This is a genomic window from Streptomyces sp. NBC_00989 (genome assembly GCF_045162655.1).
Lineage (GTDB): Bacteria > Actinomycetota > Actinomycetes > Streptomycetales > Streptomycetaceae > Streptomyces.
Map to the genome: position 1 here is coordinate 8,029,500 of NZ_CP108728.1, position 23,410 is coordinate 8,052,909.

Annotated in this window: 15 protein-coding genes; 10 read left to right on the plus strand and 5 right to left on the minus strand. The window is 68.4% G+C overall.

The genetic code is table 11. The features are described from left to right. Positions 1-2: 2 nt before the first annotated feature. The 3 genes from OG714_RS35915 to OG714_RS35925 are packed head-to-tail and all read left to right on the plus strand — an operon-like array spanning position 3 to position 2,334. The gene (locus OG714_RS35915) at positions 3-524 is read left to right on the plus strand and encodes an ATP-binding protein (protein WP_406127347.1); all 522 of its coding nucleotides are present in this window, start codon (positions 3-5) and stop codon (positions 522-524) included. Positions 525-534: 10 nt separating this feature from the next. Beyond that, positions 535-1,857, plus strand: a complete 1,323-nt coding sequence (locus tag OG714_RS35920; protein WP_406127348.1) for an AAA family ATPase — start codon at positions 535-537, stop codon at positions 1,855-1,857. A gap of 3 nt (positions 1,858-1,860) precedes the next feature. Next, positions 1,861-2,334 carry a hypothetical protein gene (locus tag OG714_RS35925; protein ID WP_406127350.1) on the plus strand — a complete coding sequence of 158 codons (474 nt, stop codon included), beginning with the start codon at positions 1,861-1,863 and terminating at the stop codon, positions 2,332-2,334. Here OG714_RS35925 and OG714_RS35930 read toward each other — a convergent pair. Then, positions 2,246-6,535, minus strand: a complete 4,290-nt coding sequence (locus OG714_RS35930; RefSeq protein ID WP_406127351.1) for an Eco57I restriction-modification methylase domain-containing protein — start codon at positions 6,533-6,535, stop codon at positions 2,246-2,248. The genes OG714_RS35925 and OG714_RS35930 overlap by 89 nt on opposite strands. Before the next feature lie 466 nt (positions 6,536-7,001). Here OG714_RS35930 and drmA point away from each other — a divergent pair, with 466 nt between their 5' ends. The 5 genes from drmA to OG714_RS35955 all read left to right on the plus strand — a co-directional run bounded on the left by drmA (position 7,002) and on the right by OG714_RS35955 (position 15,549). Then, on the plus strand, positions 7,002-10,859 hold the full coding sequence (gene drmA / locus OG714_RS35935; RefSeq protein WP_406127353.1) for a DISARM system helicase DrmA: 3,858 nt from the start codon (positions 7,002-7,004) through the stop codon (positions 10,857-10,859). Next, positions 10,856-12,766: a DrmB family protein gene (gene drmB, locus OG714_RS35940; protein ID WP_406127355.1), complete on the plus strand. Its 1,911-nt coding sequence runs from the start codon at positions 10,856-10,858 to the stop codon at positions 12,764-12,766. The genes drmA and drmB overlap by 4 nt, the downstream gene beginning before the upstream one ends. Next, complete coding sequence (gene drmC, locus OG714_RS35945) at positions 12,763-13,524, plus strand: DISARM system phospholipase D-like protein DrmC (protein WP_406127357.1); 762 nt, start codon at positions 12,763-12,765, stop codon at positions 13,522-13,524. The genes drmB and drmC overlap by 4 nt, the downstream gene beginning before the upstream one ends. Positions 13,525-14,047: 523 nt before the next feature. Then, a complete protein-coding gene (locus OG714_RS35950) occupies positions 14,048-14,863 on the plus strand; it encodes an SAM-dependent methyltransferase (protein WP_406127359.1) in 816 nt (271 codons plus the stop codon). A 179-nt stretch (positions 14,864-15,042) separates the two neighbouring features. Continuing rightward, entirely contained in the window at positions 15,043-15,549 is a 507-nt protein-coding gene (locus OG714_RS35955; protein WP_406132075.1) for a hypothetical protein, read from the plus strand. A gap of 111 nt (positions 15,550-15,660) precedes the next feature. On the opposite strand, the gene OG714_RS35960 is transcribed toward OG714_RS35955, so the two are convergent. The 4 genes from OG714_RS35960 to OG714_RS35975 form a co-directional block, all read right to left on the minus strand. Next, complete coding sequence (locus OG714_RS35960) at positions 15,661-16,797, minus strand: C40 family peptidase (RefSeq protein ID WP_406127361.1); 1,137 nt, start codon at positions 16,795-16,797, stop codon at positions 15,661-15,663. Between the two features lie 126 nt (positions 16,798-16,923). After that, a complete protein-coding gene (locus OG714_RS35965) occupies positions 16,924-17,460 on the minus strand; it encodes an RNA polymerase sigma factor (RefSeq protein ID WP_406127363.1) in 537 nt (178 codons plus the stop codon). Positions 17,461-17,539: 79 nt separating this feature from the next. Further along, positions 17,540-18,205, minus strand: a complete 666-nt coding sequence (locus OG714_RS35970; RefSeq protein WP_406127364.1) for a M15 family metallopeptidase — start codon at positions 18,203-18,205, stop codon at positions 17,540-17,542. Positions 18,206-18,288: 83 nt separating this feature from the next. Next, entirely contained in the window at positions 18,289-21,390 is a 3,102-nt protein-coding gene (locus OG714_RS35975) for an AfsR/SARP family transcriptional regulator (protein WP_406127366.1), read from the minus strand. 424 nt (positions 21,391-21,814) lie between these two features. On the opposite strand from OG714_RS35975, the gene OG714_RS35980 reads away from it, so the two are divergent. Together OG714_RS35980 and OG714_RS35985 are read left to right on the plus strand one after the other, a co-directional pair. Beyond that, on the plus strand, positions 21,815-22,702 hold the full coding sequence (locus OG714_RS35980; protein ID WP_406127367.1) for a hypothetical protein: 888 nt from the start codon (positions 21,815-21,817) through the stop codon (positions 22,700-22,702). 118 nt (positions 22,703-22,820) lie between these two features. Continuing rightward, complete coding sequence (locus OG714_RS35985; RefSeq protein WP_406127368.1) at positions 22,821-23,273, plus strand: hypothetical protein; 453 nt, start codon at positions 22,821-22,823, stop codon at positions 23,271-23,273. Positions 23,274-23,410 lie beyond the last annotated feature (137 nt).

Sequence of the window (23,410 nt, forward strand, 5' to 3'; positions counted from 1 at the left end):
ACATGAATCAGCAGATCTCCACCCCCCTTCCTACCGCCCAACCCGTCCCGCCAGTCCGTCACTTCACCATCCAGCTCAGCTCCACCCGCAGAGGCGCCCGCCTGGCCCGCCGTCTCACGACCCACCAGCTCGACGAGTGGGGCATCCCGCACGGCACCGACCTCTCCGACTGTGCGGCCCTCGTGGTCGCGGAGCTCGCCGCGAACGCCGTCATACACGGCCGTACCCCAGGTCGCGACTTCCGCCTGACGCTGCGCTTGCCCCTCGCGCCCGACGGCACCCCGCCCACGTGCACCCTCCGTATCGAAGTCACGGACACCCGCCCGGACCGTCTGCCACCACCCCCTCAGGACCTCACCCTCACTACCCCCGACGTACCCGCCGGCCGAGGCCTGCTCATCGTCGACACCCTGGCCATTCGCTGGGGCACACGGGCGGACGACCAGCTCACCAAGACCGTATGGGCGGAGCTGACCGATCCCCGGTCCCGAGCAGACCAGGCCGCAGGGCATGGCCTGCGGTAACTTGGCTGCTGTGACTGCCCAGGGCATCGAAGAGGTCCGCCTGACCGCGTTCAAGAGCTTTCGCGGTGAGGCCTTTCGGCTCGCGCCACTGACCGTGCTGATCGGACGCAACAGCAGCGGCAAGTCAAACGCGCTCGACGGACTCGAAGTGCTGTCCCGCCTGGCACGCGGCGAGGACATCGCCGAGGCCCTGGAGAGCCGGCGCAGCCCGGCAGGTCCGGTGCGTGGCGGGCTCGCCGGATGCGTGCCGCACGGGTCGGACAGGTTCTCGCTCGGGTGCACCGTGAGCAGCGAGTACGGGCCAATTCACCTGGACGTGACGATCCAGGTGGAGCCGGAGGTGCAGATCATTGAGGAGCGTCTGTCCGGGCCCACTGTCAGCGGTCACCGGGACGTACTCGTGAGCGGCGCGCCAAGCCCGCACCTGGGTGACATTCAGGCGTCGTGGCACAACGGCAGGCCCGGCCGGAATCCGAGCGGCCCGTTCCGCAACTCACGTCTCCTCACATCACAGCTGCCGCTGCGCCTGGCCGGTGACACGGAGGGCGAACACGACTGCATCTGGATCGCAATGCGGGTGATGACGGCTTTGGCCGGCGCCTTCCACCTCGATCCGGTGCCACACCTCATGCGCCAGTACGTCCCCTCGCGGGACGTCCATCTGCGACGCACCGCGGAGAACCTGTCCGCCGCGATCGGCAACGTACAGAGGACGAGTCCCGAACTCTTCGACCGGCTCGTGCAGTTGCTGCGCGGACTCGCCGATCACGACATCGAGACGCTGGCGGTCACCAAGTCCGAGCTGGGCGATGTGATGCTGGCTCTGGACGAGGGGGAGCTGGGGCTGACCCCGGCCCGGGAGATGAGCGACGGGATCCTGCGTTTCCTCGCCATTACCACGTCGCTGCTCACGGGGGGGCGGGGGCTCGACCTCGGTTCGTCGAGTGCGGGGAGCGCCAGGGACGGTGCGGAACGCGCACTCATGCTGGTCGTCGAGGAGCTGGAGAACGGGCTGCACCCTTCCCAGGCGTCCGAAGTGCTGCAACTCGTCCGACAGGCGAGCGCGGAGAACGACACGCAGGTGCTCATCACGACGCACAGCCCCGCCCTGTTGTCGGCACTCGGCAGCGCTGATCATGAGGGGGTCGTGGTGTGCTGGCGGGACAGGAGGTCGGGTACGAGCCGGCTGACCAAGCTCACCGAACTCGATGGGTATCCGGCGGCCATGGCGGCCGGACGGCTGGGCGATGTGATCACGCAGGGGCGCCTGGAAGCACGCGGGCATCAGGACCGCGACTACACGGAGTTCGACCGTCTTCTGGGGATCGGGTGAGGCGTGGCTCGCAGGGTTGAATTCGTCGATACGTCGATTCTCTGCAATCTCCTTGAGGTCCCCGGCAAGTGCCAGGACCGCGAGAAGGTGATCGAGGAGCTGCGCCAGAAGAGGGAGGCGCGGGACTGTGACTTACTGCTCCCCGTGACCGCGGTCATCGAGACGGGAAACCACATCGCGCAGTTGCCCGACGGGTGGCAGAGACGCACGTGTGCGGAGCGGTTCGCCGGCGTGCTGCGCACGGTGGTGGAGGGCAAGGCGCCCTGGGCCCTCAACGAAGTGGAGTGGGACGCGGCGCATCTCAGCGCGCTGATCGAGGGCGGCAGTACAGGCAGCAGCCTGATTGAGCACGCCTGCAATCAGCTCGGATGCGGCGACCTGAACATTCTCATTGAGCGGGACCGGTACCTTGCCCGGACTTCCGGGGTTGCGGCGACTGTTTGGACGCTGGATGCGTTGTTGGCGTCGTATGCGTGAGGGCTGACTCGTCGAAGGGGAGAGCCTCTTGCCTCGGGTGGAGGCCTGCGGCGGCTTCGGCCTGGTAGCGGCGCTGGTTCTCTTCGAGGAGCCGGTCGAGGATTTCCTGGCGGACGACGGGGCCGACTGTGTAGCGGGGGCCTTGGCGGGTGTCGTGGAAGCCGTGGTCGAGACCGCCGGGTTGGTCGAGGAGGTCGTGCCAGCCGTAGGCGTGGGCTACTTCTTCGTCGATGGCCTGATGGATGGCGCGGAGTTCGGTGATGTCTGGGGCCGCGCAGGTCTCGTCGTGGACAAGGTTGTAGGTGGCGGTGAGGCCGCCTCGGGCGAGCATGATGCCGTGTCGGCGGGTGTCCAGTTGACCTCCTAAATCCTGCAGCGATGGCGTAGGTGTGGGGCGCGGCAGGGTTTCGAATACATCTGTGGGCGAGTAATTCAAGTCGGCCTTCATCGTCGAACTGTGACTAATGGCCCACCAATAGTGTGGTGCACTGCTGAGAAATGCCAATAGGGCGACATCGTTTGTGGCGAAGGCGACTATCTTTTCATTCAAAACTTGGTTGGCTGGAACAGTTATTGGGATTGCCGTCTTGCTGATCCGTGCTATGGCCAATACGAGTTCGAGATGTGCTATGCGCGCGTAGAGCTCGGGGGCGGTCCGGGTGAAACGCCACCATATCTCTCGCCGTTGCTTGTTGTTGTTCCTGTCTCGCTCAGGTTTGACCAGGCGCCGCACCTGATCGTATGCTTCAGGATACTGCTTGGCTCGTTCTTCGCTCCAGTCGTGGAAGTTGATGACCCAGCGTCTTGCCGAGCTATCTGGGCGAGAGTTGAGATCTTGTCCATTCAGGTACGGGAATAACACCTCTCGATACCGTTCATCCCTGTCGATCAAATCTCGAGCGGTGCCTGGATCCATTGTGAAACCCAGCCCCAGGATATTTGCTCCCTGGAAGGCAATGTTTCGATTCTCGGCCAATCGATGGGCGGTACCGCGGACTCGTGAGGACTCCTCCAGAGAGGTTGTGATTCTCTTCGTGACCGGACAACCATCCAACTTGCGTAATCCATAGTTGGCAACGCCGGAACGGCTTGTCCATACAGTGCAGAACTCCAAGACGGCGCTCTGTGACGGCCATGGGGCGCTCTTTACCGCCTGGCGGATCTCGGCGCCGTCCGCCACCACCTGATCCAGCCCGACCTCTCGGGTGTCACCCTGGGGCAGGGTGTTCGTAGCGATCAATCCTGTCTGCCCGGCCTCGTTCAGAAGCTCGTGTGCACGTAGGAGGAAGTATGCTGACAGGTCTGCGCTACCACGTGCGTTGCGCCCTAGAACTCGCACTATGTACTCTCGGTATGCTTTCCCTAAAGCACCAGTCAGTTTCTGACCTCCCAGAAATGGAGGGTTCCCCACTATCGCGTCGAAACCGCCCTGTTGGAAAACTTCCGGGAATCGGTGCGGCCAATTAACAGGCCTCCACTCGGTGATGTCTCCGAGGCCAGCGGCGAGGCGCCATCGTGCTATTTCTTCCCGGGCCCGCTCCTTGACGCTTTCCAGAGCTTCGGGGAGCGCCCTACCTAGTTGTTCCGGATAGGCCGCCGCGGCGATGGCTGCATCATTCAGGCCTTGCATCCCACGTGGAGCTTCCGCCAGCGACGAAGTCACGAGGAGCTCGCCGAACAACTCCAGAAGCTGTACGGATAGTTCGGCGTCCCCGAGTACACGCCGCTTCTCTTGGAGAGCGGATAGCGAATCTCCCGGAATGCCGACGAGGCTCTCCCGTAACCTCGCCGCATGCCAGAGGTCGGCCCCCATCCCGGTCTGTTGCCAGATGGTAGCCGTGTAGTCGACCGGAGACCGGCGATGCACGGTGCGCTCCGCCGTAGGCAGCATGTGCATGTAGTCCACCTGCTCGGAGCGTGAAATGCCCACGAGCGAGTCCCCGTCGATCAGCCGATCGTCCAGGAACGTGAACGGCATTCCCGGCTCAACTGTGTCCAACCACAGTGCGAACTTGGCCAGTTCGACGGCAAGCGGGTTGATGTCAACCCCGTACAGACACCGCTCCGCGACCTCCCGTCGGGCCCGGATCATCACCAGGTCGAAGCCCTCTTCCGCGCGCTCCCGGAATGGCTCCTGCCGGCGAATGACATCGGAGTCGAACTGTTCCCGGATACGACCCTCCGCGGCCTCCTCCCGCTCGATCGCCCGCGCCTCGACCAGCCGCTCCGCCAGGTATCGGCACGCCGCGACCAGGAACGCCCCCGAACCACAGGCGATATCTGCCACTTTGAGGCGGAGTATGTCGGTGCTGGACTTGAGCCTCCAGGACTCTCGGTTGGCTGTTTCCAACGGGCCGGGGGAGTACACCAGGGGCTCCAGCGCCCCTTGCACCACCTCCGCTGCCAACCACTCGGGCGTGTAGTGCGCGCCGGTGGCCTTCCGCTTCGATGACTTGCCGACGTACAGACCTCCGGGAAGGATCACGAGCGGCAGGCCGCGCAGGTCGTGGCGGATGATGCCGTAGAACGGCCGGAGGCGCTCGACAAGAGACGTGTCGCCGCCCGTCGCGGCCAGCAACTTCCTCTCGGTGGCCGCGCGTTCAGTCGCTGCGGGCGGACGAAGTGCACGCTGCACGGCCTTGGCTGTGCCGATGCCGGAGCTTTTGTACGCGGTGGACAGCGAGGCAGCCAGTGCGGCGAGCGGATCCTCCGCCCGAGATGCTTCGACAGCGTGCCGCTCGACTTCCGCCAGCTCCACCTGAACCTCGCGGCCCTGCTTGCCGATCAGGCCGATGACCGGACCAGCGGCGCGCTGCCCCTCGTACTCAAGCAGGCCCTCGTAGACACTGCCGATATCACCGATCCGCAAGTGAGCGAACGTGGTCCTGCGCCGCTCACGCTGGCGGCCCCGGCCCGTCGTCACGTATTGCACGGCCCGCAGCATGTGCAGCACCGTCCGGTCGTCGACCGGCCATGGCGACTCTCCGCCGCCCGGTTCGAGCCACGGATGTCGGCCGGGGTCGAAGAGGCTCCCGTCGTACCCGCAGATTTGCAGGTCAGGGTGGTCCACGCCCTGATAGATGGCGTGGAACAAAGCCACAAGCCGGTGCCACGCGGCCGTGCTTTGTTCCAGATCCTCTTCACTTGTGTCCCGGGCCTGTGCCTCCAACTCGGTGCACAGGCCCCCAGCCGAGTAGGAGCGCGCGTAGAGGGGATTGTCGGCGGGCAGCAGCCCCTTTTCCTCGGCGAAGAAAGCGAAGAGAATCCGCATTTGGGTCGCGAGGGCGGCCTTGTAGACCTCGGCTGCCGACTGTTTTTCCAGCCCAGGACGGCCGGCCTCGTGAGCCTCCCTGTCCCTGCGGCCGATGGCGGCCACCAGGAGCTCGACGGCCTCCTTCACCTGCTGGCCCAGGGACTCGGTGAGGTCTTCTGCGCGGTCCTCAGCATTGCTGAGGAGATACGTCAGCGTCTCGTCGTCCGGCGCGGAGAAGAAGCGCCGTCGGCTGAGCAGCGAGACGAACGCCCGTACAGTCGTCCGGTCGGCTGCCGATCCCCAGTCCGCGGTGTCGAAAGTGACATACGTGGCCGCCGCTTCACGAGGAGCCCAGACGAGAGTGCACCATCGGCCGGCCGTGACCAGCCCGAGTCCGATGTTGTGGTGCCGGCAGAGGCGAGCCAGACGGTCCGCTGGCGACGCAGCCCACGCGGCGCCGGACTGCCGACCCGTCGGCAGCACGTCCGGGGCGCAGACGAGACCTAGTAGTGGAATCGCTTCCGGTGCGGGGCTGGACGTGTCGGAGGCGTCTGGGCTGATCAGCGCGAAGGACGGAGTGAGCGTCTCCTGGTGCTCCGGAACGGACAAGGAAAGGTTGCCCAGGAGCGCGGGGTCCTCGGACAGCGCGTCCTCCCAGCCCAGCAGGTCGCGTAGGAGGTAGTCGATCCATGCGTCGTGGTGGACACTCGGATTGGACTGCCACTCGCGGTGCGCGAGCCGTAGGGAGCGCCTTGCCGGACCATCCAGGGCATCGAGTTGCGGCCATACGCGCGTCAGAGCCGGGATTCCCAGGAACGGGCCGTCCATCGTGACCAGACCCAGCCATTCCTCGTGCTGGCTACGGTCTCCCGCTGCCGGTGGCCGGTTGCCTACGGTCTGGCCGCGCCTCCAGGAGCCGAGTCGTGCGGACGTCGTACTGGTAGCCATCAGGCACCCCCGCTGCGAGACAACGATTGCGCACGGCGATCCGAGTAAGTGCGTGGTCAGGCCTCGTAAATGACGGTAGCCGGACGAGTGGCAACCGGATAGTGCGCCTGCGGGGCATAAGCCCTCCCGTCGGGCCGATGAACTCCGACGGGGTCACAGGTGCCACTCCCGCCCCGCAAGTGCTCGCCGAGCGGCACGAGTTGCGCGGCAGCCGACCAGCGGGACGGGCCGTCTAGCCGATCTCGGAGACGCGGCTGCCCCGCCGGAAGGCCTGAAAGACGCGGTGACGGAGACCGCGCTGAGTATCCGGAACAAGCCACGGCTGCGCCGACCACCCCGTTATGAATGTCAGAGGTGACCATTAGCATCCAGGTGATGCCAGGTCGTCACGGTCGTGGTAGCGGTTGCCACAGAGCTGACAGGGCTCTCGTGGGCCGCATATGACGTACGAAAGAGGGACGCCCCGATGCCCAGTCAGTCCGCTGCGGTGCCGCCGGGCTCGTTGGAAGAAGACCTCCTCCAGCGGGTCCGCGAGGTACCGCAGACCTTCGTCCCCGCCAGTTCCTATGAAGTCCGGGACGATCTGGGCAAGCTCATCAGTCGCGATCTGCTCGGGCCCTGGGACGGACCGAGCGAGGAGTTCGACCACCGGGCGGCCGGTCCCCGTGACCGTTATCTGGTCGGACTGATCGGCCCCAAGCGCACCCTCACGACCTCCATGGCCGCCACCGGCGAGCAGTTGAACGACGACTCCGACGGCGAAGGCGACAGCAGCGACCAGAGCCTGCCCGAGAAGCTCACGACACAGAACGCCGGCCGGATGTGGGCCTCGTCCATGGGCATGATGTTCGCTGTCGCCGCGGACGACGGCGTGGACGCGGTCTCCGTACGGGTCCGGTGGGGGCGATATCACAAGTCCCAGGTGCTGAGTGACGACGGAGTCGCCCGTGCGACTTGGAGCCGCGAGGAGGTCGAGAAGAACCCCGAGGTCCGACTCGATGGAAAACCCCGGCAGGTTCTGCCGCTCACCGCCGACGATCCGGAAGCCCCCGGGGTGCGTCTGATCGTCGAAGTACGGAACCGTCCGGGTGCCGGCGGCCCGACCCGAGTGGTCGAACTCTCGCTGGTGAACGCCCAGGAGGAGCCTCAGCAGTCGAAGGACACCGCCTGGCTGTTCCAGACGGAGTTGCGGGTCACCGCGCTCGATGGCGCGGCACCCGTCTTTCTGCCCATCTCCGACCCGCTCGGCGAAGCGGCTGAGGCCCACGACGCGTTCGGCGGGGCCGATCCGGAGGAGCAGCATCTGACGCTGCTCTACCGCAATCAGCTGAAGCACGCGGCGGGCCGCAATGTCGCCGTCGCGGTGACGATCGATGAAGGCGAGCGGCGAGCCCGTGCGCTGACCACCACATGGCTTCCCGTCCACGATGTTCCAGCCACCATCGCGCCGTCCGGTGACGACGCCGAGCATCTCGCCGGGCTCGAACTCTCCATGGACGCGCTCGCCGAGCTGGCCCCCACTGAACTGACGGCAGCGCTCGCCCCGTTGGCAGACGGATACAGCGCGTGGCTCGACGAACGACAGGCGCAGGCCGAGCAACTGCCCCCCGCTCTCCGGGACAGCGCCCTCGCCGCGGTCGAGCAGGCTCGCGAGGTATCCGTGCGCATTACTCTCGGAGTCGACCTCCTCAGAGACCCGGACCGACCTGAGGCACTGGAGGCGTTCCGGTTCGCCAACCGGGCGATGGCACTTCAACGGAGGCACACCGCCATCGCGGGACTGCGTGAGAGGGAGGGTCTCAGCTTCGCCGAGGCTCAGCAACGGATCGCCGACCAGGGGCCCGCGGCTGCGTCCTGGCGGCCGTTCCAGCTTGCCTTCGTTCTGCTGAATCTCCGCGCCCTGGCCATTCCGACGCTTCCCGAACGGGGAGCGGGCGCAGACGCCATCGTTGACCTGTTGTTCTTCCCGACCGGTGGTGGAAAGACCGAGGCCTATCTCGGGCTTGCCGCCTTCACCTTCGCCATCCGCCGTCTTCAAGGAACTATCGGTGACGGAGGGGACGCCCGTAGCGGTGACGCGGGGGTCGCCGTATTGATGCGCTACACCCTGCGACTGCTGACCGCGCAGCAGTTCCAGCGTGCCGCCGCTCTGGTCTGCGCGGCGGAAGTGCTGCGCCGAGACGCGTTCGAGGGCGGAGATACCCGCTGGGGTGCGACCCCCTTCCGGATCGGACTATGGGTGGGCGGGGCCGTTTCCCCGAACCGCTATGAAGAAGCGGCACAGCAGATCGCCGAGGCGAAGGAGGCCGGGGACAGCCGTGGTGCCAAGGTGCTGCAGACTCTTGCCTGCCCCTGGTGCGGTACGGCGCTCAGCGCACAGCGCGATCTCCACCCCGACGATGATCTGCGCCGGGTCCTCCTCTACTGCGCCAACGGCGAGGGCAACAGCGCCTGCCCGTTCTCGCAGCGACGCTCTCCCCGTGAAGGGCTGCCCATCCTCACGGTGGACGAGGAGATCTACCGCCTGGCTCCCAGTCTGCTGATCGCTACCGTCGACAAGCTCGCCCAGTTGCCATGGCGCGGCTACTCGGGAATGCTCTTCGGGCGGGTGTCCCAGCTCTGCCCGCGACACGGCTACCGGCACGCCGACCTGGACACGCGGACCAAGTGCGGAGAGAAGCACAACGCCAAGGGCAAGTACGAAGCGGTCAAGAGCCAGGAAGTGACGCGCCTGCGCCCGCCGGACCTGATCATCCAGGATGAACTCCACCTGATCTCAGGTGCGTTGGGCACAACGGTCGGCCTCTTTGAAGCAGCCGTCGACGAGTTGTGCAGCTGGTCGGCGCCCGACGGGACCGGCAGCACGAAGCTGGTGGGGCCCAAGATCGTCGCATCCACGGCCACGACGAAGCGAGCAGCCGACCAGATTCTCGGCGTCTTCGCCAGGAAGGCGGCGATCTTCCCGCCCCAGGTGATCGACGTCGAAGACACCTTCTTCTCGCAGCAGGTCGCACTCTCGCAGCAGGCGCCCGGTCGGCGCTATCTGGGAATCTGCGCACACGGCGTGAGGATGAAGCAGGCGGAGATCCGCGTGGCCGAGATCCTGCTGCTCGCCGGCCAGACTCTCTTCGACAAGCACGGTAAGCCCGCCGACCCGTACATGACGCTGGTGGGTTACTTCAACGCCACGCGTGAACTCGCGGGGATGCGGCGCTTCCTGGACGACGACATCGCGACTCGCGTCCGTGTCCACGGCAACCGCAAGGGCCTTTCGAACCGCCTGCTTCGCAGGACGGAAATGCTGTCCGTGCAGGAGTTGACCTCGCGCATCTCCTCCGGAGACATCACCGAGGTGCTCGCCCGCCTGGAGATCGGCTTCGACGAGGAGATGGACACGACGGTCCGCAAGATCGCCGTGAACGATGAGCGGAAGACCGCAGCGCAGCACAAACAGCGGCTCGACCCGGCGAAGCTGAACCTGCGTAACGAAGGAGTGGGCGCGGTCGACACGGTCATCGCGACCTCGATGCTTCAAGTCGGCGTGGACGTCTCCCGGTTCGGCCTGATGATCGTGGTCGGACAGCCGAAGAACACCGCCGAGTACATTCAGGCGTCGTCCCGCGTCGGCCGCGACGCGAAGCGCCCTGGGCTGGTCGTCACGCTCTACAACTGGACACGACCCCGCGACCTGGCGCACTTCGAGAACTTCGGCCACTACCACGCCACCTTCTACCGTGAGGTCGAAGCCCTGTCCGTCACGCCGTTCGCGCGTCGGTCCCTGGACCGCACCACGGCAGCCGCATGGATCGCCGCAGTGCGTAACGCGACCGATCACAACTCCCGCAATGCGGACGCGTTCGACGTCGATCTCGACGGCCCACCCGCGCAGCAGATCACCGAGCGCTTCCTCCGTCGTGCAGAGGCAGTGGGCGGCGAACGGGCCCGCGGCTATCTCGCGGAGCGCATCGACACCCTCAAGGACGCCTGGGCGCAGAAGAAGCAGGGTAGCGCGCGACTGGGCTACGACGAAGGCAGGTGGAATGGCCAGCAGCTCGCCGGGCTGCTGAACAGGGCCACCGGCGCGCGCTGGGACGAACTCACCGTTGCCCAGTCGATGCGTGAGACGGAAAACGAGATCAATCTGCTGGTGTCCGGTAGCGGCTTGTTCGACGTGGTCGGAGGAGCTCCCGCGTGGAGTTATCCAGGCGGCGGTGGGCAGGGCGGCTCCGGCGACGAGGACTCGCCCGAAGGCGACGAGACCGGAGCCGTACTGGACAACAAGGCCGTGGCGAACGGACAGAGTGGAAAGCAGGCGCACGCATGACGGACAAGGCCCAGTACCGCCGCCGCGTCGGCTCCGTGCGCCCCAGTCACCTGATGTTCACGGGGGGTGTCGGAGCGTTGGTCGATCTGCCGAACTTCGCCGTCCTTGTGCGGGGCATCGACGACTGGCGGTACGACTCCGTGCAAATGGACGATCTGAAGGAACCGCGGCTGCTGCGGGCTGTCAACAGTCTGCTCGCCGATCTGTACGGACCCCAGGTCACCCAACTGCTTCCGGCCCCCTGGATGGATGGAGCAGACGCGGACCCCAACGGACCCGCGGCAAAGGTGGGTGTGCCCGTTCTGCCGTTCCCGCAATGGCTGCGCTGTACCGCATGCAATGAACTGGGCGCGCTGGACTCGAAGATCTTCAAGTTCGAGAATGCCCAACCGCGCCGGCCGGACAAAGCCCGCTTCTTCCACGAGAACTGCACGACGAAGCGCAAGGGCAAGCGTCCGCTGGCCGTGGCAGCGCGCTTCGTACTCGTCTGCCCGTCCGGACACCTGGACGACTTCCCGTACACGACCTTCGTACACCGCGGCGGCCCGTGCACGGCGGTCAGCCATCCCCGGCTACAGATGCTGGACCACGGAGGCAACCAGGCCGCCAATGTGAAAATCAAGTGCGTGAACTGCGGCAAGGAACGGAACATCCGGGATGCGATGGGCCCCCGTGGGGAATCAAGCCTGCCCAGTTGTCGAGGCCGCCACCCCCATCTGGCGACCTTTGAGCCAGGTGGCTGCGAGCAGCCTCCGAAGCCGCTGGTGATCGGTGCGTCTAACCAGTGGTTCGCACAGACGCTGAGCGTCCTGGCCGTCCCGCCCACCAGCGGCAGCGCCTTGCAGGGAAAGATCGAACAGCTCTGGGACACGCTTCAAAAGGTCGACGCGCCCGCCATGCTCGAACTGCTCTGGGGCCTCCCGCAGTTCAAGCCACTTCACCAATGGGACCAAGCCGAGGTCTTCGAAGCCATCCAGAAGCAGAGGGCTGCCGCGGAAACGGCACCAAGTGCACAGCCGACGTCATATCCCGACCTCCTCACCCCGGAATGGGAAATCTTCACCAGCGCTCATGTCCCGGAGCACACCGAGGACTTCGCGCTCCGTGATGTCACCGTCCCCTCTGCCCTGGCAGGCACGTTCTCGCACATCGTCCAAGCGGAACGACTCCGGGAAGTGCGTGCCCTCGTCGGTTTCACCCGGCTCGACGCCCCAGACCCCGAAGACCCGGATCTGGTCACCCGTGCTCCCCTGTCACGCAGCAGCACACCCTCCTGGGTACCGGCCAGCGAAGTACGAGGAGAAGGCATCTTCCTGCGTATGCCCGAGCCGTTGGTGGCTGCCTGGGAACAACGAGTTGCTGGCTCCGCAGCCCTGGCGGCACACCGCGACGCGTACGTCGAATTCCGCCGCAACCGCTACTCGGGGCGTGTCCAAGGCGGAGAGAATCCGCTGCGCGGCTGGCCCGGAGCACGGTACATCGCCCTGCATACTCTCTCTCACCTGCTGATCCGGGCCATCGCGCTGGAGTGCGGATACTCTTCGGCGAGTCTGTCGGAACGGATCTACGCCGGCCGGGAAGAAGATCCGCGTACGGGCATCCTGATCTACACAGCCGTACCCGACGCAGAAGGAACTCTGGGCGGTTTGGTCTCGCTCGCCGAACCCAAGACGATCACTCGCATTGTGCGACGCGCCTTGACCGATGCGGAGCGCTGCTCCTCCGATCCGCTCTGCGCAGAGCGACTTCCGCGCCCTCCGCACGAGGACTTCCTGCACGGCGCGGCCTGTCACGTCTGTCTGTTCGTGTCGGAAACCACGTGCGAGCGCGGCAACCGATTCCTGGACCGCCGCTTCATCGTGCCCATCGACGACCCGGACCTTGTCCTGTTGCAGGGAGTCAAATGACCGGTGCGGCATTTGAGCGAGCTGCGGCCGATGCCTTGACGACGGTGGGAGCAGAGGGCGTCCGCGCCCTCGCCCAAGAAATAGGCAAACAACGCTCAAGGGCCGCGATCCTCTCTGCGTGGGCCTTCCCTGGATTTGCAGAGGCAGCGCGGGCGCTTCTGGAGGCGATCGGATTGGACGGCGCGGCGCCATCAGAGGCGGCCGCATATCTCCGGGGCCTTGCTGCCGGAGATGCTCTGCGCGCCAAAGAGCAGGAGATCTCGCTTGTCTGGAGTGGTCCCTCAACCCACCGAGTCCCGGTCAGGACGACAAGTCGCGTGCTGCTTCAGCTTGTCGAGGCAGCCCAGCACGAACTTCTCCTGATGACCTACTCGGCGACGCGCTACGCGCCGCTTACGCACGCATTGGAGGCCGCAGCTGGTAGAGGGGTGTGCATTGACGTCGTCGTCGAAACGCTACAGGGGGCTGGAAGCGCGCTCTCAGGGACAGAACCGGCGTCAGCCTTCCTCAATGTGCCAGGGCTCAGGGTTTGGCACTGGCCCGCGGACCGCCGGGCCCAGCCAGGGGCCAAGACCCATGCCAAGCTGGCGCTGGCCGACCGACAGGTGTTGTTCACTACCAGCGCCAACTTCACCCAATCCGGAGTGGATAGGAACATTGAGGCTGGAGTGTTGATCACGGGTGGTTCAGTACCCGCCCGCACTTTGGAGCACATCCAGGAACTGCAGCGTATGGGCGTTCTGCAACGATATTGGTGATCGATTCTCTCTGCTGAGGGTGCGATACCTGAGCGGTGGTCTGCAGTGTGGTATTCCGCTCGGCACCCTGGCGGAGGGCGCCGAGCGATCCACCGCGCAGCTGCTCGCCGGCATTGACGCTGCAGTCCTCGACAGTGAGCACACGCAGCCGCGTTGACCCGCGGGGTCATGAACTCCGCACCACTACTCCACTTCGTTATGGGGACCCTGCATAGCTCCGCGGCGCTATCCAAGATCAGTTGGCCGCCGCTCCGAGTACTCCGGGGGGTATCCGGAGGCAGCAAGCGGTGCCGGTGCACGGGATGTGCACGGCCTCTGGTCACGCGGAACGTCTACGCAGTTCAGAGGCCACTTTCTTACATGATGCAGCTGTCCCCGGCGTACGGCCCGGCTCGTCTGCCCCCTTTGCCGTCCACCAGTCGGAAGACACGGACTAGTGGGCTGGGCAAGGGAGTTGGGCCATAAGATGTGCCGCGGATGGTCCCTGTTGATTCCCGCCCCGGTCGAAGGACGCACACGACTCATGAGCGACCCCGTGCCGGCGTCCGAGCCGGTGGAGCAGCAGAAGATCGACACGTCGGTGCCGCATTCCGCCCGTATCTGGAACTACTGGCTCGGCGGCGAGGACAACTACCCCGTCGACGAGGCGGCCGGTGACGCGTACACCGAGGTGTTTCCCGGGATCGTCACCATCGCTCGCTCCAGCCGTGGCTTTTTGCGTCGCACCATCGCGTATCTCGTTGCCGAGGCGGGCATCCGGCAGTTCCTGGACGTCGGTACCGGCCTTCCGACCGCGCAGAACACCCATCAGGTCGCCCAGGGGCTCGCTCCCGAGGCGCGGATCGTCTACGTCGACAACGATCCGATGGTGCTCGCCCACGCCCGCACCCTGCTGCACTCCACCGCGGAGGGTGCGACCGCCTACATCGACGCCGACGTGACGGACCCGGACCGCATTCTCGAAGTCGCCGCCAGGACACTGGACTTCGGTCGTCCTACCGCGCTCATCCTCAGCAACATCCTGGGCCACGTCGCCGACCACGATCAGGCCCGCTCCATCGTCACCCGGCTGATGGAAGTCCTGCCCTCGGGCAGCTACCTCTCCGTCAACGACGGGTCGCGCGGCATCGACCCCGTCTTCGAGCAGGCCCAGGACGCCTACAACAACAGCGGCGCCGTTCCGTACAACCTGCGCGCCCTTGACGAGATCACCGCGTTCTTCGACGGCCTGGAGCTTGTCGAGCCCGGTGTCGTCCCGGTGACCCAGTGGCGTCCGGAGCCCGGTCCGGGCGTCCCGGAGGTCATCGCCGAGCACGGTGGACTCGCGCGTAAGCCGTAACGACCGCGTAAGCCGTGACGACCGCGTAGCCGTATCGACCACGTAAGCCGTGACGACAGGACAGGAAGAACAGCGGAGGCGCACAACCTTCCGGAAAGCCGCCGGTCTGAAAGGACACACACCTACGCGAGCTACCGGGGGTAGTCATGCGACGGATAGGTACTGCACTGGCCGCGACAATGCTGGCGGGCGGCGGCCTGTTGGCCGGCACGGTTCCGGCGGTGGCCGCGCCGACGGCCGTGGACTGCGCCGTGACGTGGGGAAGCCTGGACAAGACCGGTGACGCCGTTGCCTCCAGGCGGCTGACCGACGTGCGGACCGGACGGCACGAGTGCTTCGACCGCCTGGTCTTCGACGCCCAGGGCACGGCGGCCGCCCCGATCGGCTACACGGTCCGCTACGTCGACGAACTGCACCAGGACCCGAGCGACATCGTGGTTCCGATCAAGGGCGGAGCCATTCTGGAGATCTCGCTGTTCTCCTCGCGCTACGACCCGGCGACCGGACAGCCCTACCCGCCGCTTCCGTCCGTCGACGTCACCGGTTACCGGACCTTCCGGGAGTTCAAGGTCACCGGCGGCTCCGAGGGATACACCCAGGCCGGACTGGGCGTCCGTGCCCGGCTGCCGTTCCAGGTCTTCCAGACGGCCAACCATCTCGTGGTGGACGTGGCTCACACCTGGTGACCCCGGACGGCCCGGCTCGTCTGCCGCTCCTCGTTTCCGGCCGTCCGCCGCCGGCCGCCGCATGCCCCTTGAGGCGTACGGCGGTCGGCGGTCTGCGACCTCGGCTCCGCGTCAGCAGGTCGGTACGTCCAGCCAGGCCGCGCCCTTGATGTAGATGTTGGTCATCCAGGAACCGTCCGTCAGCTTGGACCAGGCGTCGTTCGTGTAGCCCTCGGCCGTGACCGCCTGGGCGTGTGCCTGGCAGACCACGTTGACCGTGGTGGGCTGGGCGAAGTAGTCGACCACGCCGGCGTTGACGTTCGGCTGGCTGTGGGTGCGTACGCCGGTGCCCCAGGTCTGGAAGGGCTTGCTGCCCCCTGAGGGCGGCGGGGTGCTGCTGCCGCCGCAGTCCGGGATGCCGGGCAGCGAGGCCGGGCCCTTGATGTAGATGTTGGTCATCCAGGAACCGTCGGCCAACTTGGACCAGATGTCGTTGGTGTAGCCCTCGGCGGTGACGGTCTCGGCGTGCTCCTGGCACTGGACGGACACCTGGGTCGGCCCGGCGAAGGTGTCCACCACGGCACCGCGCACGCTCGGCGTGTCCCGGGTGCGCACCCCCGTGCCCCAGGTCTCGAAGACCGTACCGCCGTTCGCGGGCGGCGGGGTGGGGGTGCCCGAGCCGTTGATCCGGATCGCGCCCGCGTAGTCGCCGCCGGTGCGTACGGGGGCGACCCGGATGTGGGTGCCCGACTCGTACGCCTCGACCATCTGCCCGTTGCCCAGGTACATGGCGACGTGGTGGACGTGTCCGCTGCCCCAGAACATCAGGTCGCCCGGCAGCAGCGGGGCGCTGCCCTGCGCGGCGGAGAAGCGGGCCGAGGCCTGCGAGCTGTGGAACTGGTCGTTCGCCGTGCCGTTGAGCAGGTCCCTGCCGGTGGCCTGGTAGTAGGCGTAGCGCGTCAGGCCGGAGCAGTCGAAGCCCTTGCGCTCGTTGTCGTGGAGGCTGTCGGGGTCCGAGCCGTCGTAGTAGCCGTAGCTGGCGCCCGGCGTGGCCGCGTGGCCGCCGCCCCAGCTGTACCAGACGCCGATCTGCGAACAGGCGGCGTTCACCGCGGCCTGCGCGACGGCCGAGGCGCCCGGTGCGAGGACACCGCAGGTGGCGTCCTGCGCGGCGGCGTGGGCCGGGGCGGAGACGAACGCGGACAGGGCGAGGACCGAGGCCCCCAGGAGCGCGCCGCTGGTCCGGCGGCGCGTGCTGCTGGTGTTCAAGGAAGTCTTCCTTCGCATGGTTGGTATGGGTGGCGTCGCCGGGCGGAGCGGGGACGGCGGTGGGGACGGTGATGAGCACCTGCGTGCCGCTCCCCACCCCCGTGGGGGAGCGGCACGTGGGTGGGGCTAGTTGGCGAGCGCGTCGCGCATCTTCGCCAGGCCGCGCATCCGGTTGCGCTGGACCGTGCCGCGGTGGGCGCCGAGCCGTTCGCCCGCGGTGTCGTGGCTGAGGCCCTCCAGGTCCACGAGGATCACCGCCGCGGCCTCCTTCTCGGAGAGCACGCCCAGCAGGGCCAGCGTGGTCTGGGACGCCTCGTAGGAGGCGAGCCCGCCGTCCCAGCCCGATTCGGGCAGCCGGTCGGTGGACTGCTCGCGCCGGGAGGGGTGCTGCCACGCGTCGCGCAGCAGGTTTAGGGCGACGGTGCAGGTGTAGGCGTACGGGTGCTGCTGCCGCGTCAGGCTCTGGGCGCGGGCGCGTCGGGAGAGCCGTAGATAGGTCTCCTGCAGCAGGTCGTCGGCGTCGTGCGGGTTGCCGGTCAGGGCCAGCAGCCGGCGGCGCAGGCGAGGCATGTCGGCGGCGAAGGACGCGTCGAAGTCCTTCGGACTCATCCGCTCGCCGTCCTCGCGCCGCTGTGGCGGGACGGCGCAGGTTCCGGTCTCCATGCTGTTTCCCCCTCGGTCGTGAACTCTGTCGTGAACTCGGCCGTACGGTGCGGTCGTTGTGTGTCCGGTCGGTGGCTGGTCAGGCCGGTGAGCCGGGTGGGGCGGCGGGGCCGTAGCGGGCGGCCGGTGCCCGGCGCAGCAGCGCCCAGTACCGGTCGCCGTACGACCAGTGCCACCATTCGGTCGGGTAGTTGACGAAGCCGGTCGCGTCGAGGGCCCAGCTCATGAGGGCCCGGTTGGCACGTGCCTCGGCGCTGATATTGGGTGCCTCGGTGCGGCAGGCGCCCTCGCTCTCCTCAGGGGTCGCGTTGACCTCCGTGCCCAGCGGGAGTTCCCGGCCGTCCTGGTCGCACAGCGTCAGGTCGACGGCCCCGCCGCTGACGTGCGGTGCGACCTCCGGCGGGGAGATGTACGCGCTCGCCAGTTCGCGGATCCGTTCCGGCGACGCGTCCGGGTGGGCCCGGCGCATGGTCCGCGCGTACTCCTCGAAGTACCGGCGCTGTAGTGCGGGCGGCCGGTACCCCTCCACCACCAGGAACCGGACCCCGGCCGGCAGCAGCCGCTGGGCCCGCACCAGCCGCCGTAGCGCACCGGCCCTGAGGTGGGCGTAGTCGCCGGCGTCGTCGGCCTGCCGGTGGTCGATCCACAGGTTGCCCGTGCCGCGGAGGTCGACCAGGGGTTCCCCGCAGTCGTCCTCCGCGACCGCGGCGACCCGGGCGTCCGAGAGGGTGATGATCTCTGTCACGTGCATCAGCATCGCGGACCCCGCTGCAACTGCTCTGCAAGTTGCCTGCAAGCGGCCCACCAGGGCTTCTGCAGCCGTACGGACTACCCGGCGTCCACCGTCGGCTCCAGTGCCTCGCGGCAGTCCAACTCCCGGAAGACGCCGAGTGCTTCGACCCTGGCCGCGCGGGCCGCCGACACGTCGCCGTGTGCCTCCCGTACCTCGGCCAGGTCCCGGAGCGTGCGGGCCCGCCATAGGGGCAGCCGCAGGATCTCCCAGGTCGACAGGGCCCGCTCCAGCGGTTCCCGCGCGCCGTCCGGATCGCCGGCGGCCAGGTGCCACTCGCCCAGCGTGCGCAGGACGAGCGCCTCGCCGAAGCGGTCCTGGCGCTCGCGGGCCACGGGCAGGCAGCGGCCGAGCCGCGCCCGTGCCTCGTCGAGACGGCCGAGCCTCAGCTCCGTCTTGGCCAGGGACTGTTCGGTGTACATCACCCCGAAGGTGTCCCGCAGAGCCGCGAAGATCCGCAGTGCCTCGTGCAGTTGTCGTTCGGCGTCCGTGAGCGCGCCCTCGGCCCGGTGGCACAGGGCCAGCGACCGCAGGGTCAGCGCCTCGCCGTGCCGGTCGCCCTCCGCGCGGTACAGCTCCAGCGCCCGCGCGAGTGCCTCCCGGGCCGGCGCGCCGCGCCCCTGTTCCCGGTGCACATAGCCGATGCCGTACAGCACCCGGGCCCGGGCACCCCGCCCGGCGGACTCCCCGTATCGCTCCAGCGCCGCGTCCAACAGCTCCAACGCCTCGGTGTACCCGGCCTGTTCGCGGCGGGCCGTCCCCATCCCGGCGAGGGCGAGCGTCGCCCCCTCGGGCACGTCGCCACGCGCCTCGAACAGGCGCAGGGCCTTGCCGAAGTAGGTGTACGACTCCTCGAACTCGTCCTGTTCATAGCGGAGTTGGCCAAGACCCGCGAGCAGCCACGCCTCTCCCTCGTCGTCCCCGCCACGGTGTACGGCGGCCATGGCCGCGGCGTGCGATCGGGACCAGGCGTCGAACTGGTTGTACAGGGCGGCCGAACTCGCGATCAGCGCGCCGGCCAGATCGCGGGCGGCACGGACCATGCCGTGGTCGGCGCAGTACTCGACGGCCGCCAGCAGGCAGGCCTGTTCGGCGGCGAACCAGGACGTGGGCCGCTCCAGCAGCTCCTCCTCGGTCTCCGCGTCGAGGGGCCGTACGGCGGCCGGTTCGGGGAAGCGCCGGGCGGCTCCGCCCGGGCCGAGGGCGGCCGCCTTCTCGGCGAGACCCAGCCAGGAGGCCACCAGCCGCAGCACGGCCGCCGTACGCTCCTCGGCGCTCTCCTCGGACAGGCAGCGCTCGCGGGCGTGTTCGCGGGCCAGGTCATGGATGCGGTACCGGCTGCGGCCCGTCTCGTCGACGCCGATCACGTCGATGAAGTGGCAGTCCACCAGCCGCTCCACCGCCTCCTCGGCCTCCTCCGTGCCGATGTCCAGCAGCGGGGCCGCGATCCAGGCCGCGAAGTCCGGCAGGTCCAGCAGCGCCAGCCGGCGCAGCGCCCGGCGCTCCGGCAACTCCAGGTCGGCGTAGCCGAGTTCCAGGCTGGTGCGCAACTCCAGGTCCCCGGCGCGCAGTTCGCTCAGCCGGCGGCGTTCGTCGCGCAGTCGGTCGGCGAGCCGGGCGGGCGCCCAGTGCGGGCGGGCCGCCAGCCGGGCGCCCGCGATGCGCACGGCCAGCGGCAGCCGGCCGCACAGCGAGACGATCTCCGCGGCCCGCTCCGGCTCGGCGCTCGTACGGTCCGGTCCGGCGACGCGGCGCAGCAGTTCGAGCGCCTCCGCCTGGCCGGGCACGGCCAGATCCAGGTGGGCGGAGCCCTCCAGCGCCACCAGCCGGCGCCGGCTCGTGACGAGGACGGCGCAGCCCGGACCGGGGGGCAGCAGGGGGCGTACGTGCGCCTCGCCCGCCGCGTTGTCCAGGATCAGCAGGACGCGCCGGTGTCCGATGTGGGTGCGGTACAGCCCGGTCAGCTCCTCGACCGAGGTCGGCAGGGTCTCGGGGTCGGCGCCCATGGCGCGCAGGAGGCGGGCGAGGGCGTCGGCGGGTTGCAGCGGCGCGGTGTCGGCCGCCCGCAGGTCCACGAACAGGCGGCCGTCCGGGAAGAGTTCGGACATACGGTGGCCGACGTGCACGGCGAGCGCGGTCTTGCCCGTGCCGGACCGGCCGGAGATCACCCCGATCGGCGGAGCGGTACGGCCCGCCTCATCCACCTTTCCCACCAGCGAGGAGGCCCAGGCGATCTGCTCGGAGCGGCCCACGAAGTCGGCGATGTCCGGCGGGAGATGGGACGGCGTGGGCCATGCCCGGGGGGCGGGCGTGCCGCGGCTGTCGGCCGGCGGCGGCTTCGGGGGCGCCGCGGGTTCCCGCCCGGTGCTGTGCGGGCGGGCGGTGCCCGACAGCCGTGTGTCGTTGGTCAGTACCGCCTGGTGCAGTGACTGCAACTCCGGGCCGGGATCGATGCCCAGCTCCTCGCGCAGGATCGCGCGGCCCTCCCGGTACGTGCGCAGGGCGTCGGAGCCGCGGCCGGTGCGGACCAGCGCGGTCATCAGCTGGCCGCGCGGCCGTTCCCGCAGCGGGTGGGCGGCGACGTGCGCGAGCAGCGGAGCGATCGTCCGGTCCGCGCGGCCCAGATCGAGATGCAGCCCGAAGGACTCCTCCTGGGCGACGAGCCGCAGTTCGGCCAGCCGGGCCGCCTCGATCCGGGCGAACGACTGGCCCAGCCCTTCCAGCGCCTCCTGGCCGCGCCACAGCGCCAGCGCCTCGGGCAGCAGGTCGGCGGCCTCCTCCAGACGGCCCGCCGCGGCGGCGGCCCGGCCCGAGGCGAGCAGGTCCTCGAACCGGCGGGCGTCGACCTGGGACGGTTCGAGGTCGGCGACATAGCCCGGCGGTCGCGTCCGCACCACCGCGTCCTGCGTCACCTGGGCCAGTGCCCGGCGTACGGCGGAGACATGGGTGGCCACCAGGGCGCCCGCGGTGGCCGGCGCCTCCTCGTCCCAGACGCAGTCCACGAGCCGCTCGGTGGAGAGCACCTCACCGAGGTGGACGACCAGTGCCGACAGGACCGCGAGGGGTCTGACGCCGCCGAGCGGGGCCCGCCGGTCGCCGGCCCACACCTCCACCGGACCGAGCAGCCGTACTTCGAACATCGTTCCCCGATCGCCGCACCACCCGCCCGATGGAGCAGGGCAAAGATATCGGCGAACATGCCCACGACATAGCTAAGGCACAGCAACGGCCGGACCGCCGTGACCGGATTCGATCGATTCGGCGGACCGGTGTCCCTCACCTGCGACGTCAGGGCAGGTGACGCTTGTTGTTCGTGCCTCCGTCAGTGGTCGGCGCGCCTCCCTCCCCCCGTCGGTTGGCTGGTTTCCGCCGATCGGTGAGGTCGGCGGTGAGATCGCCTGTGAGGTCGGTCGCGTGCAGGGAGGACGGTTCTCGCGGCGCCCTCGTATGAGCGCCGGAGAAAGAAGAAAACCTTGTGTTCGAGGGGCATACGGACGGGGCCCGTGGGGCGTCAACGGCTCGAAAGCAACACGTCCGTTCGACCAGATCCCCGGGAGTCGCCCCATGCACCGCTGGACCCTGGCCCTGCTGACCGCCGGTCTGCTGGCGACGACGGCCACCGGATGCGCGGGCACCACGACCACCCCCGGGGCGGCCGGGAGCAGCACACCCCGCGCCGCGGGCGGCACGGCGGAGACGCTACGGCTCGCCGAGCAGCTCCTCATCAAGAAGTGCATGGAGAAGGAGGGACACAAGTACTGGATCGAGCCGTCCAGCCCCGACGACGTCTCGGTCCGGTTCCCCTACGTCGTGGACGACCCGGCATGGGCCAGGGCCCACGGCTACGGCACCGATCTGCGGCGGGCGCGGGAGGCCGAGGTCCGGAGCGATCCCAACCAGCGCTACTTCCACTCCGTATCGGCCAACACCAGGGCCGTCCTGGTGAGCGACCTCAACGGGGCGCGGCCGCAGGGACTTTCGGCCCGGCTGCCGAACGGCGTGCGGGTCACCCACAGCGACCAGGGCTGCCAGGCCACCGCCCAACGGCAGCTGTACGGGGACCTCCCGGCCTGGTTCCGGGCCACCCGGGTCACCGACAGCCTGGCCGGCACGCGCGTCGGCCTCGTGACGGACGACAAGCGCTACAAGGCGGCCGTCGAGCCGTGGGCGCGCTGCATGCGCGAGCGGACGTACACCTACGCGGACCCCGCCCGGGCCCGTGCCGCGGCCACCCTGCCGGAGACTCCGTGGCCGCACGCCAAGGAGGTACGGCTGGCCTCGGCCGAGGCGGCCTGTGCCGTCTCCAGCGGCCTGTCGTCCGTGGCCAAGTCCCTGGACTCCGAGTACCGGGACCGACTGCGGCGGAGCCACCCCCGGGAGACGGCCGACCTCGCGCGCCTCAAGCGCGAGGCACTGCCCCGCGCCCGCGCGATCGTCGCGCACGGCGACTGATTTCGGCCCGCCTTCTCCCCTCCAATCCAACACACACAGACCACCGCGGCCGTCGAGCCGTGGGCGCATCACCCCACCGTGGGCGTTTCACCCCACGCACAACGAAACGAGGGAAACCATGTCCGTCAAGCGTCTCCTCACCGTCGCGGCCTCGGCCGCAGCCGTCGCCGCGCTCTTCTCCCCGGTCTCCAGCGCCAGCGCGCTGGACGCGGGCTCCCAGAAGACCGCGACCGCGCTCGCCGGGGACGGCTACCTCCACGTCTACACCCAGCCCTACGGCGGCGGCCGGGAGTGCAAGTGGTCCGGCAACTCCGACAACTGGGGCAGCTGCCGCAACCTGACCTCCGACATCTGGAACAACGGCTACGCGGGCGGCCTGGACGCCGTGGACCTGTACACCGCCCCCAACGGCGGCGGCGCGCACGCCTGCATCAGCCAGGGCGACAGCTGGCCCGACACCACGACCGGCAACTACCGCTTCACCTACGGCGCGGGCCTGGACCAGTTCGGCAAGAGCGTCAACAACAACATCTCCTCGCACCGCTGGGTGGACTACTGCAGCCAGGGCTGAGGACCTGACCGGCTCGCCCCGGTACACCCGCGCAGGGGTGTACCGGGGCGAGCTGCGTGAGCACCGTCGTCTTCGGGGCGACACCGAACCCGGGGGCGAACCGCTGGTGCGCCGTGGTCCCCGTGGCCGCACACATC

What these genes read in the sequence shown, in the direction of transcription:
- OG714_RS35975 (WP_406127366.1), bottom strand. Translation starts at nt 21,390, where the DNA reads ATGTTCGAAGTACGGCTGCTCGGTCCGGTGGAGGTGTGGGCCGGCGAC.
- OG714_RS35930 (WP_406127351.1), bottom strand. Translation starts at nt 6,535, where the DNA reads ATGGCTACCAGTACGACGTCCGCACGACTCGGCTCCTGGAGGCGCGGC.
- OG714_RS35965 (WP_406127363.1), bottom strand. Translation starts at nt 17,460, where the DNA reads ATGGAGACCGGAACCTGCGCCGTCCCGCCACAGCGGCGCGAGGACGGC.
- OG714_RS35955 (WP_406132075.1), top strand. Translation starts at nt 15,043, where the DNA reads ATGCTGGCGGGCGGCGGCCTGTTGGCCGGCACGGTTCCGGCGGTGGCC.
- drmC (WP_406127357.1), top strand. Translation starts at nt 12,763, where the DNA reads ATGACCGGTGCGGCATTTGAGCGAGCTGCGGCCGATGCCTTGACGACG.
- OG714_RS35915 (WP_406127347.1), top strand. Translation starts at nt 3, where the DNA reads ATGAATCAGCAGATCTCCACCCCCCTTCCTACCGCCCAACCCGTCCCG.
- drmB (WP_406127355.1), top strand. Translation starts at nt 10,856, where the DNA reads ATGACGGACAAGGCCCAGTACCGCCGCCGCGTCGGCTCCGTGCGCCCC.
- OG714_RS35950 (WP_406127359.1), top strand. Translation starts at nt 14,048, where the DNA reads ATGAGCGACCCCGTGCCGGCGTCCGAGCCGGTGGAGCAGCAGAAGATC.
- OG714_RS35985 (WP_406127368.1), top strand. Translation starts at nt 22,821, where the DNA reads ATGTCCGTCAAGCGTCTCCTCACCGTCGCGGCCTCGGCCGCAGCCGTC.
- OG714_RS35980 (WP_406127367.1), top strand. Translation starts at nt 21,815, where the DNA reads ATGCACCGCTGGACCCTGGCCCTGCTGACCGCCGGTCTGCTGGCGACG.
- drmA (WP_406127353.1), top strand. Translation starts at nt 7,002, where the DNA reads ATGCCCAGTCAGTCCGCTGCGGTGCCGCCGGGCTCGTTGGAAGAAGAC.